The sequence below is a fragment of the Coprococcus intestinihominis genome, from assembly GCF_040096555.1.
Classification (GTDB): Bacteria; Bacillota; Clostridia; order Lachnospirales; family Lachnospiraceae; genus Coprococcus_A; species Coprococcus_A intestinihominis.
In genome coordinates, this window is record NZ_JBBMEK010000012.1 from 17,468 (window position 1) to 28,166 (window position 10,699).

Sequence of the window (10,699 nt, forward strand, 5' to 3'; positions counted from 1 at the left end):
AAATGTTATGAGTCAGGCAAAGATATTCAAACTTTTGTCAGAAGCTTATGGGTTGACATGGAGCGGTGGTATTGCAGCGGAAGAGATTGACGGCTGTCCGGTGACATTGAAAGAGGACAGGTATTATGTTCAGGTGAGTGCCTATATGCCGGAGAGGGTATATGAGGCGAAACATGAGATCTTCAATGAGCAGATGAAGGCAGTCAAAGGGGTCAAGTGCGGGTTTGATAAGAAAACAAGCCGCATAACCACAGTATTGTCACAGCCGAACCGTGTGGTGGAGCAGTATGGTGCGCTCCGCGAGATCATCAAACAGTACGCAGCTCCTTATGTTGAGGAAGACAAGTGTCCTTACTGCGGACAGGGCGAATGTGATATGGCAGCCATTTATAATAATCAATACAGGCGAGTCCATGTGCGGTGTCATCAGTATCATACAGACAGGACGAGGGATGTTGTGTTGTCCGGTCAGGGCAATCTGGCAATGGGAATCATCGGTGCTCTCGCAGGTGCAGTGCTCTTTATGGCGATTGCACTGGCAATCGGCATCTTTGCAGAAAGATCTTATGGTTGGTTTTTTGTCCTGGCAACGTTCGCAGCGTTAGGCGGATACAAGCTGTTCCATGGGCCTTACGGAAGGACCGGCATGGTGACAGTTACCCTTTGCAGTATTCTGTCAATGGTATTGTATCTGTTTTGTGAAATGGTCTATCTCATTGCACAGTACTATGAGCTGGCCATCGGAGAAGTGCTGAAGCAATGGCCGGCAGTCATTCAGATTGCCTTCTCGCCGGATAATCTGGCAGAATCCTGGTTCCAGCTTATCTTCTTCCTGGGTGGTCTGGCCTGGTTCCTGATCAAGCGGCCATTGTCCAAGCAGAAGGTTGTGGGCACAATGGATGTGATGGATGATTTCAACAGGGCTTTATAGAAGTGCAGAAATTCGAATAAGAAACAGGTCTGCACAGCAGACTCGAATTTCGCTCAGGACTCACCAGAGAGTCTTGAAGATTACAAAAGATAAACACCATGACGATTGGAAGCGCCATGGTGTTTGTCTTTTGTGCATGTAAAAACTTGTCTTTGGTAGTTTGATAAAGCAGTTGTCTTTGGTAATTCATCTTTTGTGTTTGCTAATGAATCATTTGCAGCTTGCAATGTATCTTTTGTGGTTTGCAATGGATCATCAGGAGTGAGATCTTTTGTGTTTTATGAGAAGTTTTTGTCTTTCGTGTTCTAAAGAGGATAAAGGGATTCTCTCATGGTAACTGCAAAGTGCTTTATCTTTGGTGTTTTGTAGAAGTTTTATCTTTTGTATGATTGAATTATAGCACAGGTTTCGTGACAAATAAAGTCAAAATGTGTAACATAGTTATGTAAAAGTTGTAACATAGGCGAAAAGGTGACAAACATTTCGCTGTGTTTTAGGCTTGTGTCAGGTAGGCTGAAAATGGTATACTAGATGCGTGATGTCTTGCATATTGAAGTGTGGGACAGGCAAAGAGAAAGAAGTTTTTAACGGTGATGGATGGCAGATTGCGAAAACGGAGGTGACAGGATGCCGGGATATGTGATTCATCTGGCAGAGGCGGAATTGATATTGGACAAGATGCGTAAGCTCAGGCAGACTGATGATGCTTTTGAGCAGGCTTTTCTTACGGGTACCCTGCTTCCGGATACCAGATTAAAAGGGGAAAAGCGTTTTTCACATTTCTGGGACCCGGATAAGCTGGAATGTCTGGCACTGGGACCGGATTTGGCCCGTTTTACAGATGAATACGGACAGCGGCTGAATGAGCCGGTGATGCTTGGCTATCTGGCGCATTTGCATCTGGATGCCCGTTATGTGACGGAATACTGGCCGACAGTCATGGCCTTTTATGGCTGTACCGGGGAACCGGAATATAGGAAAGCCCATATTGCGGAAGTGGAGATCAAACGGCTTCAGAAGTGCGTGCCGGTGAGTCAGTTTTTCTCCATTGATTATTATTATGGAGATTACACAAAACTCAACGGTTACTTTATTCATAAATATCACCTCAGAGTACCAAAATGGCAGAGCATTCCGATGTCGCCGCCGGAGGAAGTTAACCTGCAGGATATGCAGATGATCTGCAGAGAACTGGATCATTTGAAGAAGGAATGCCATGCCGGCGACGAGAAGAGAATACAGGTCTTTGAACTTGGATCATTGGAGCGGTTTATGGCAGCCTCGGCGGAGGAATTTTGTGATAGCTACATTTAACGATTAACCAGGATGAAGAAATCAAGGAGGGAAGATAATGAATTATATTTTGACAGCTGCAACGGCTGTATCCAAGGAAGCCGGTTCAATGAGCGAAATGCTGCCGAAGTTTGGTGTCATTGCCCTTGTGGTAGTGATTATTTTAATCGGCATGTTTATTTATGCGAAGAAAAAGAAATAAACATTAGAACCAATTGCCGCAGCATGCATAGAATAATGAAAAAGGGTGAAAATATGCGCCTTTTCTTCACAAAAATGCATGGTTTGGGCAATGACTATATTTATATGGACGGCTTTGACAGTCGGATGTCAAAGCCTGCAGCATGGCCGTTGGAGCAAAAAGGCCAGCTGGCGGTTATGATGAGCCGGAGGCATACGGGAATCGGTGCCGACGGCTTAATTTTTATTCAGCCCTCAGAAGAAGCTGCTTTCCGGATGGAAATGTATAATGCTGATGGTTCAAGGGGTGCCATGTGCGGTAATGGTATCCGGTGTGCGGCACGCTATGCCTATGACCATGGCATTAGCACGAATCAGTCTTTTCAGGTGCAGACTGACAGCGGCATAAGGTCCGTTTATATCAGAAAAACAGATGAAGGAGAGCATATAACATCTGTTCGGGTAGACATGGGTGTAATGGCTAACCTTGGGGAGCAGAGAGTCCTGTTAAAAGCAAAGGAAGAATGGACAGATTTTACAGGCGGCAGCTTTCCGGTGCAGTATGTATCGGCAGGCAACCGCCATTGTATTTTCTTTGTAGAAAATGTCGAAGCATTTCCGCTGAAGAAGGCAGCGGAATTGATCCATACCTTGCCTGGTAATGAAGACGGCGTTAATGTCGAAGCCGCAGCCGTTGAAAAAATAGCCGTCACCGGAGAAAAATACATCAAAATGAGAGTCGTTGAGCGTGGATCTGGAGAAACTATGGCCTGTGGCACCGGCGCCTGTGCCGTGACAGCGGCGGCCGTATGGCAGGGATATTGCAGATATGATGAAAATGTGGAGGTCAGGCAGCCCGGAGGCATCTTAACCACAGCTTATCTTGCCGATGGGCGGATGCTGATGGAGGGGCCGACGGAATATGTTTTTGAAGGATATTTTGACATTCCCATCGCTTCGTTTTATAATGGCACCAGATAATTGAAGCTATAAATAAAATAACAGGGAAACTGTGATTCAGTGGTGGAATCACAGTCTCCCTGTTGCCTTCATATGAATTAATCGACAAAATTAAAATTGTCTTTGAATCTCTCTTTGAATACTTCAAATACCTTGTTCAGGGTAGTTGCATCCTCAATGCTGAGGTATTCTTCGTTTTCTTCATCCAGAGGGTGGACTTCAAGGATAATTACTTCACCGTCTGCATTTTCATCTTCGCTTTCAACCGGAAGAAGAACAACATATTCCTTATCATCTAAGTCAATTAAATCCAGAAATTCAAAATCCTTGTCTGTGCCGTCTTCATCGGTCAGTGTAATAATATTCAGTTCTTCTTCGTTGAGAGTTTCATCAAAATCGCTCATGTTCAGTCCTTTCTTCTGAAGGCTGTGGCTTCAGAACCATCAATAATTAAAATTTCAGGCTGTTTCACAGGTATTATACCATGGCAGAACAAAATACATCAACTGATTTTATTGCTATTTTTTTGTAGTTAGAATATAATGATAATATTGTTCAGAATGTTCGAGAGGAGGACATGGATTGAAAGACGCAATAGGAGTCATTGGCGGAATGGGGCCGCTGGCCTCACAGCTTTTTTATAAAATGATAACAGAACATACGGCGGCAGAATGTGATCAGGATCATGTGCCGTTGCTTATTTTAAGTGATGTGACGATGCCGGACAGAACAGGGGCTATTCTGGATGGAAAATATGATGCACCTTATAACAGACTGATGGAGGATGCGAAGTTTCTGGAGAAATATGGCTGTACGGCGGTGGTTGTGACATGCAATACCGCACATTTCTTTATGGATATGATTGAACATGAACTGAGAATTCCTTTTATATCCATGATCAGGGAATCGGCCAAAGAGGTGGCCAGTCTTCATCCGGGCAGTGTCGTTGCGGTACTGGCAACGGATGGAACAGTGAAAGCAGGACTGTACCAGCGTGCATTGGAGGCTGAAGATCTGATTCCATGGGTACCTGATGCAGATATTCAGAAAGAAGTCATGTATCAGATTTATGATCGTATTAAAAAAGGGCTGCCATGTGACAAGGCAAGCTGGCAGAAGATAGAAGATGCCTGTCTGGAAGCCGGATGCAGCCGTGTGCTGCTGGCCTGTACAGAGCTTTCTGTGATTAAGAATGATGAAAAACTGTCAGACTGGTATATTGACCCGATGGAAATTCTGGCAAAAAGAGTAATAGAATTCTCGGGAAAGAAATACCAATAAACACGATGTGGAAAGCTTCTGAATAATCATTGCGTGATAGGTGAATTGTCAAAAATCTATATGGCAATTTTTGACAGGATAGGGCAAGTTTATGATAAATTGTAGAATGAAATTCGACAAGAGATAGAAAAATCTCTTGCCGGATTTCTTTTTTATTTACGGCGAGAAAAAGAAAGCGTGCAAGAGTGAAAAACAAGCTCTTGCACGCTTATTTTATTTTCGGAAAGGATGTGAACATAGTGGCAAGAAAAAAGACAAAGAGACTCCGGTATGAGGACAGAGTAATTATTGAGAGAATGAGCAAGGCTGGAAAAAAAGTGGCTGATATAGCCAATGAGATCGGCGTTCATAGAGATACGATCTATAAAGAATTTACACGATGCGGAGCCACTAAAGAAACGTATAGTGCAGAAAAAGCACAGAGAGAAATCTAATTGCGCGGGCGCAAAAAGGAGAAAAGATGAACAGAAAACAGAGACGAAAGATACGGAGAATCGCGGGAAAAATCAGAGGATGGATTTTGACGGCCATGGCAATCATGGCGGCATACCTGGTATTGTGCGGAGTCGGGATCACAGAGATGCCAGAATGGGGACCGGACTGGTATCCGGTGCAGATCTGCATGGTTGTGATCGGCGGGGGGTGGCTGATAATGTTCATGGCCGCAAACGGAGCTTTCGATGAGATGGATTTATATGATGACGAAGATGAGGAGGATGAGCCATGGGAGGAGTAGGGATTTTCCTGAGTGGAATGGCAGCAGGAGCTTTTCTGGGTGCACTAACAGTGGTAGTGATCGCACTGGTAATGGCAAAACGGAAATAATGAGGAAAAGAAAGAGCGCTCTCTGCATGGGCAGTCCATAGGCCGGTCCGATTCCGGCAGAGCGCAATCCGCGGAAAGGCATCCGCGAATATGCACAGCAAGCCAACAGCTGGCGCATAGGTACCGTGAAAAAATGGCGGTGGTCACTCCAAACCAGAGAGAGTGTGGATGTTCAACAGGTTTTCGTCCTTTTTAATGTGAAAAGGCAAACACGGTATACAAGAGCCGAACAAAGGAGAGCGGTCAGAATGATAAGAGCACCGCCGAAAGGATAAATCAATGAGTAGACATGTAATGGGAGAGAATCCTGTGAAGATTATCAGATGGAGCGGACCTGTGACATTTCCATCCGGAGAGGTTGGATATATGATCTGCAGATCCGGAAGTCTGGAAGAATGCCGGGAATATGCCGAACAGGTAGCGAAAGAGTTCGGAGTAACCGTGGAGGCAGTAATTTGAGCAATAAAAAAGCTGACGTTTCGGAGACGCCAGCCGGTTCACAATAAACGTGAATAACCTAGAATCATAGTACCATTGTGGGCCGAAAAAGTCAAGAAAAACGGGGCATGAGCTGACCCCGTTCGGACTTGATAAAGATATTAAAGATAGGACACAGAGACTATGGTTAAGAGAAAGAGATACAGGTTCAGACAGGGAGATGTCATTGATGTAGAGGAGTTCCATGATGGCAGGTATGGAGGTCCTGGAACAGGGAGGGCAAAGAGAGCCAAACCGACAGAGGAACAGATGAGGGCGGTCAATGCTCAGAACAAAGCCAAGAGATGCAGACAGAGAATGCTGGAGTATTTCGGACAGGGAGACATCTTTGCGACATGGACCTATGAAGTGAGAAACAGGCCACCAGATATGCAGGCGGCATTGAAAGATTTTCAGAAAGCCATGAGATACGTGAGACGTGAGTTCAAAAAGCGAGGATATGAGGTTTTCTGGATAAGAAACATAGAGAGAGGCACAAAGGGAGCCTGGCACATTCATCTGGTCATCAATGAGATTGGAGACACAGCCAGTATCATCACAAAGGCATGGACAAAGGGAGGAACCTGGTCCATTGAAATCAAGAATAGCAAATACTATGACGAGGATTTCACAAAGTTAGCCAACTACATGACAAAGGATGAGCATACCACTGAGGAGAAGAAAGACGGGAAACCGGGAAAACCGAGACTCAGCGAGGCAAGTTATAACACAAGTCGCAATATGCCATTGCCGGAGCCAAAGGTTGACAAGCTCCGAAGATGGAAAGAAGAACCAAAACCCAAAAAAGGATATTACATTGCCAAGATCCACGAGGGTATCAATCCGGTAACAGGATACAAGTACCGGAGATATACCATGATCCGGTTGAAAAGGAGGCGGGAATAAAATGCAGCAGGTAAAAATCTACATAGAGACAGACAGCTCCTCTCCGAAAGCAACAGAGAAACACTATGGATATGTGCTGGAGGTAATGGTCTCCGGCCAGGCAGTAACCCGTGAGGGTTTTGGAAAGATAACAGGGACATATCATCAGACCGTACTGACAGCACTGGCAAAAGCCCTGGACAGGTTCAACCAGTCCTGTGAGGTCTGCATCTGCACAGAGGATGATTTCGTTCTCAATATGCTGGAGCGCAACCTGGCCGTATGGGCCGGAAATGAGTTTTTGACCAGTAAGCGGAAACCAGTGGCCAATCAGCAGGAGTGGATGGAGATATGGAGACTGTCAAACAGGCATCTCATACTGACAGAGCCGGGAAAGCATGAATACACCGGCTGGCTGCAGGGAGAAATAGAAAAGCGAAAGAGGGACAATGATGAAACACAAGATCACAGTCATAAAATATCAAGTGACATTTCCAAGAATGACAAAAAAGCTGTTTGATGAACACGAGAACATTTATCAGATTGCGGTTATCAACATTAGACTGAATGAATTGCAGAAAAAAGGAGCAGCACTGCAGAAAATAGGAAAACCGACAAAGAACGGTACAAAAATGACATTTGCGCCAGTGCAGCGTCCTGGAGAGTGTGAGGCAGAGATGCAGCAGATCCTGGAAGATGGGAAAAAGTTGGGTCTGGAATTTGGAAAAAAGGAGGAATAGACATGTTTGAGAAGTTTGGAGAAGTCAATTCTTTTGGAGAAATCAATGAGCTTGCAGAGAATCTGTTCAATGAGGGAGATACAGAGTCACTGAAAGCCATGGCAAAGGAGAACGGAATCCAGAGTGATTTCGTGGATATGTATCTGCAGGGAGAAATCCCGGTACTGTGCGATCAGCTGACAGCGGCACTGGGAAAGATTGACGTTGAGGTGGCAGAACTGAAACCGAAAGAAATCATGGAGGACTGGGTGGAGTACCTGAGAGGCCAGTGCATGGAAAATGAGTTGCTGGCATTCAATGTCCGGAAGAAAGGAAAGTCACTGAAAGGCTGCATAGCAGCGCTTTTGATGTGGTCGTTCAAGAATCAGCAGACCGTGGACAAGGATATCATCAAGGCAGCAGGCGTATCTGCAAGAAAGGTCACGCTGGGGATCCCGGGCATGGCCAGAGCAAAGCAGATCATCACGGACTACTACATGGGAAAGTAGGTGGGACGGATGAAAAAGAAAGCGATTGAAAAAATACCGTATTTCGGGTTAAAGAAAACCAGCAGAAAGAAAGATGTCAAATACATTGGTGTCACGGCGGTCAAGATTGTTGGACACGAAAAGCATCTTTTCCTGGAGGTATACAGGAACAAAAAAGAATCAAAAGAAATACCGATGGTGCGGATCGTGCTCACAAAAAAGGATTTCGGCACATATTGGCCGGAAAAGGAAGAATGGACGAGGCAGAAAATAAAGCCGGACAGCTGTTATGGCCGAGTGATATGGGGAGAAGAACATCCCACATGGGAGCAGGAGAAAAAAGAAAATATACTCCAGAGCACAGAGGATCTGGAAAGGATAAAGAAGTTCTGCAAAGCCAACGTATACAACGAGGAGCACTGGTGGGAATACATATACAAACATGAGGACGATATTGTAACAACGGCAAGACGGAACAGAGAACACAAGGTGTATATGCGCCGCCAGGAGGCACTGGCAGATAGAATGGCGCACACCAAAGAACTGCCGGAGAAAGAGATCCTGGACAGAGCTGACGGATTGTATTTTCACAATCAGCATTATCTGTATTACAAAAAGCATGGTTGCTATGCACATATAGCCTGCAGCAAGTGCGGAGGAGTTACAGATGCGAGATGGAAAAGCGGAATTTCCTACGAAAGCCAGTTCCAGAGATGGACGGAAGAACCGAGAGAGGGACACTATGGCACCTGTCCAATGTGCGGAGCGCGTGGAGAGTACAAGTGCCAGGGAAAAGTGAAAGGCACTTGTGACAAATATATCTATCTATTCCTGGGACAGAAGTACAAAGAAAACGGAATGGTCATGCGTTATGTGGAAGTTGGGAAAAAGTGGACACTAGGATTCATTTGTGGGGATAAAGGTCCGGAGATGTACAACGCAAGTGAAGAACTCTCCGGAGTGGAGATTGCGAGGGCATATTTTGAGCCAGGGAAAAAAGTCCAGATAGACTATCACAAACATGATCCGTACATGGGGAAAGATTTCTGGGATGACTGCAATTTGTATGGAATGGCAAATATCCCTATCAGTGCCGGTCTGATCATGTCAGAGACATACGAAGAAATGAAAGGGACAATATTCCAGTACAGTGCATTACAGGAATATGCAAAGAACGTCAGGGAGGTCAATCCGATTGACTACCTGGAGCGTTACAGTCAGACGCCACAGATTGAGGTTCTGGTAAAAATGGGACTGACCGATGTGGTAGAAAAACTGGTCAAATGCTACTACGGCATTGTTGCTGATGAGAATGCAAGACGGCCGGATCAGTTCCTGGGAATCCGAAAGGAAAGAGTAAAGCAGCTCATCAGAAAGAAAGGAGACACACACCTACTGGGAGTCATGCAGATGGAGAAACGCCAGGGACAGAACTGGACGGATGAACAGGTGGAGCATCTGGCAGAAACGGATTTGAGCGGAACACAGGTGGAAATGGCAACCAAGTACATGACCTTGCAAAAATTACTCAATCGCATAGAAAAATACTCCGGTTGTGAGTATGGGACAGAGTGCAGCAGTGCCTTAGCAAGAATCAGACACACGGCCACAACCTATGCAGACTATCTGAGCATGAGAATAAACCTGGGATACGACCTCAACAACACGGTATATCAACAGCCGCAGGACTTAGAGGCGGAACATAACAAAATGGTCATGGAAACCAACAAAGAAGAAATGGACAAACGCCTCAAAGAGGTGGCAGAGCGTTATCCGGAGATTCGGCACGTTTACAGAGGACTCAGAAATAAATATCTCTACGAAGATGATAAATATATCATCAGACCGGCCAGATCGGCAGAGGAAATTGTCATGGAGGGGCGTTTGCTCCATCATTGCGTGGGAGGAAACACATATCTGGCCAAGCACAACACTGGAAAGACGTACATACTGATGCTGAGATTCAAAGAAGAGCCTGACGTTCCGTACATCACGGTTGAGATAGATGCAAAAAATCCAAGGATATTGCAGTGGTACGGGGACAAGGACAAAAAACCAGATGAAAAGAATATGCAGTCATGGCTGAACACCTGGCTGATGAAACTGAAAACAGGAACGCTGACGGAAACAATCCAGACGGCGGCCATAGCGTAAGGAGGTAAACATGGAATATGTGCAGATGACCCTGGATGACTGGGTACAGATGAAACAGAAATTGAAACAGGAACTCCTGGGAGTGAAACAGAGCTTTGTCCGGATCGGATACGCTCTGAGACAGATTGACGATCAGAAGCTCTACGAACAGGACGGATACAAAAGCATAGCGGAATTTGCTCAGGTCGAGTATGGCTTGTGGCCGTCTACCACAAGTAGGTTTATGAGTATCAACCGGGAGTATTCCATTGATGGATATTCCGAACAGCTCCGGCCGGAATATGCAGAACTGGGCAGGAGCCAGTTGGAGGAGATGCTGAAACTGCCAGACACTGACAGACAGATGATTCAACCGGAAACGTCCAGAGAGGATATCAGAGAGCTGAAAAGGTTTAACAAAACCGAACCGGCAGCAGGCGTGGCTGATGATATCAGTCAGCTGGTCGAAAAATTCTATCAGGACAACGAACTCATACTCAATGCAGTATATGGCGAGGAGTTTGATG

The 10,699-nt window shown here is 45.5% G+C and carries 14 protein-coding genes and 1 pseudogene; 14 read left to right on the forward strand and 1 reads right to left on the reverse strand.

The window, feature by feature from the left end; translation table 11 throughout:
- Nucleotides 1-7: 7 nt before the first annotated feature.
- From WMO25_RS01900 to dapF, 4 genes are all read left to right on the forward strand, one after another.
- Nucleotides 8-931 (forward strand): hypothetical protein, encoded by a 924-nt coding sequence (locus tag WMO25_RS01900; protein ID WP_349083768.1) that lies wholly within the window; start codon nt 8-10, stop codon nt 929-931.
- 597 nt (nt 932-1,528) lie between these two features.
- Nucleotides 1,529-2,245: a hypothetical protein gene (locus WMO25_RS01905; RefSeq protein ID WP_349083769.1), complete on the forward strand. Its 717-nt coding sequence runs from the start codon at nt 1,529-1,531 to the stop codon at nt 2,243-2,245.
- Between the two features lie 37 nt (nt 2,246-2,282).
- Nucleotides 2,283-2,426 (forward strand): hypothetical protein, encoded by a 144-nt coding sequence (locus WMO25_RS01910; protein ID WP_015513188.1) that lies wholly within the window; start codon nt 2,283-2,285, stop codon nt 2,424-2,426.
- Between the two features lie 35 nt (nt 2,427-2,461).
- On the forward strand, nt 2,462-3,385 hold the full coding sequence (gene dapF, locus WMO25_RS01915) for a diaminopimelate epimerase (RefSeq protein ID WP_349083771.1): 924 nt from the start codon (nt 2,462-2,464) through the stop codon (nt 3,383-3,385).
- Nucleotides 3,386-3,462: 77 nt separating this feature from the next.
- On the opposite strand, the gene WMO25_RS01920 is transcribed toward dapF, so the two are convergent.
- On the reverse strand, nt 3,463-3,768 hold the full coding sequence (locus WMO25_RS01920; protein WP_349083773.1) for a DUF1292 domain-containing protein: 306 nt from the start codon (nt 3,766-3,768) through the stop codon (nt 3,463-3,465).
- A gap of 178 nt (nt 3,769-3,946) precedes the next feature.
- Here WMO25_RS01920 and cuyB point away from each other — a divergent pair, with 178 nt between their 5' ends.
- The 10 genes and pseudogenes from cuyB to WMO25_RS01970 form a co-directional block, all read left to right on the forward strand.
- Nucleotides 3,947-4,645: a cysteate racemase gene (gene cuyB / locus WMO25_RS01925; RefSeq protein WP_349083775.1), complete on the forward strand. Its 699-nt coding sequence runs from the start codon at nt 3,947-3,949 to the stop codon at nt 4,643-4,645.
- Nucleotides 4,646-4,884: 239 nt separating this feature from the next.
- On the forward strand, nt 4,885-5,079 hold the full coding sequence (locus WMO25_RS01930) for a helix-turn-helix domain-containing protein (RefSeq protein WP_117684733.1): 195 nt from the start codon (nt 4,885-4,887) through the stop codon (nt 5,077-5,079).
- Between the two features lie 26 nt (nt 5,080-5,105).
- Nucleotides 5,106-5,381, forward strand: coding sequence for a hypothetical protein (locus WMO25_RS01935; protein ID WP_118064113.1), 276 nt, complete (start codon nt 5,106-5,108; stop codon nt 5,379-5,381).
- Nucleotides 5,382-5,749: 368 nt separating this feature from the next.
- Entirely contained in the window at nt 5,750-5,929 is a 180-nt protein-coding gene (locus WMO25_RS01940; protein WP_130647834.1) for a hypothetical protein, read from the forward strand.
- 162 nt (nt 5,930-6,091) lie between these two features.
- Nucleotides 6,092-6,853, forward strand: coding sequence for a rolling circle replication-associated protein (locus tag WMO25_RS01945; RefSeq protein ID WP_349083778.1), 762 nt, complete (start codon nt 6,092-6,094; stop codon nt 6,851-6,853).
- A 1-nt stretch (nt 6,854) separates the two neighbouring features.
- Entirely contained in the window at nt 6,855-7,352 is a 498-nt protein-coding gene (locus WMO25_RS01950) for an RNase H family protein (RefSeq protein WP_349083779.1), read from the forward strand.
- Nucleotides 7,333-7,572 (forward strand): hypothetical protein, encoded by a 240-nt coding sequence (locus tag WMO25_RS01955; RefSeq protein WP_349083781.1) that lies wholly within the window; start codon nt 7,333-7,335, stop codon nt 7,570-7,572. Before WMO25_RS01950 ends, WMO25_RS01955 begins: the two co-directional genes overlap by 20 nt.
- Nucleotides 7,573-7,574: 2 nt before the next feature.
- Nucleotides 7,575-8,060, forward strand: coding sequence for a hypothetical protein (locus WMO25_RS01960; RefSeq protein WP_349083783.1), 486 nt, complete (start codon nt 7,575-7,577; stop codon nt 8,058-8,060).
- Nucleotides 8,061-8,069: 9 nt separating this feature from the next.
- Nucleotides 8,070-10,193 carry a PcfJ domain-containing protein gene (locus WMO25_RS01965; protein ID WP_349083784.1) on the forward strand — a complete coding sequence of 708 codons (2,124 nt, stop codon included), beginning with the start codon at nt 8,070-8,072 and terminating at the stop codon, nt 10,191-10,193.
- A 10-nt stretch (nt 10,194-10,203) separates the two neighbouring features.
- A pseudogene (locus WMO25_RS01970) lies at nt 10,204-10,699 on the forward strand (hypothetical protein); the annotation flags it as partial.

What these genes read in the sequence shown, in the direction of transcription:
- WMO25_RS01900 (WP_349083768.1), top strand. Translation starts at nt 8, where the DNA reads ATGAGTCAGGCAAAGATATTCAAACTTTTGTCAGAAGCTTATGGGTTG.
- WMO25_RS01905 (WP_349083769.1), top strand. Translation starts at nt 1,529, where the DNA reads ATGGCAGATTGCGAAAACGGAGGTGACAGGATGCCGGGATATGTGATT.
- WMO25_RS01910 (WP_015513188.1), top strand. Translation starts at nt 2,283, where the DNA reads ATGAATTATATTTTGACAGCTGCAACGGCTGTATCCAAGGAAGCCGGT.
- dapF (WP_349083771.1), top strand. Translation starts at nt 2,462, where the DNA reads ATGAAAAAGGGTGAAAATATGCGCCTTTTCTTCACAAAAATGCATGGT.
- WMO25_RS01920 (WP_349083773.1), bottom strand. Translation starts at nt 3,768, where the DNA reads ATGAGCGATTTTGATGAAACTCTCAACGAAGAAGAACTGAATATTATT.
- WMO25_RS01935 (WP_118064113.1), top strand. Translation starts at nt 5,106, where the DNA reads ATGAACAGAAAACAGAGACGAAAGATACGGAGAATCGCGGGAAAAATC.
- WMO25_RS01940 (WP_130647834.1), top strand. Translation starts at nt 5,750, where the DNA reads ATGAGTAGACATGTAATGGGAGAGAATCCTGTGAAGATTATCAGATGG.
- WMO25_RS01945 (WP_349083778.1), top strand. Translation starts at nt 6,092, where the DNA reads ATGGTTAAGAGAAAGAGATACAGGTTCAGACAGGGAGATGTCATTGAT.
- WMO25_RS01950 (WP_349083779.1), top strand. Translation starts at nt 6,855, where the DNA reads ATGCAGCAGGTAAAAATCTACATAGAGACAGACAGCTCCTCTCCGAAA.
- WMO25_RS01955 (WP_349083781.1), top strand. Translation starts at nt 7,333, where the DNA reads ATGACAAAAAAGCTGTTTGATGAACACGAGAACATTTATCAGATTGCG.
- WMO25_RS01960 (WP_349083783.1), top strand. Translation starts at nt 7,575, where the DNA reads ATGTTTGAGAAGTTTGGAGAAGTCAATTCTTTTGGAGAAATCAATGAG.
- WMO25_RS01965 (WP_349083784.1), top strand. Translation starts at nt 8,070, where the DNA reads ATGAAAAAGAAAGCGATTGAAAAAATACCGTATTTCGGGTTAAAGAAA.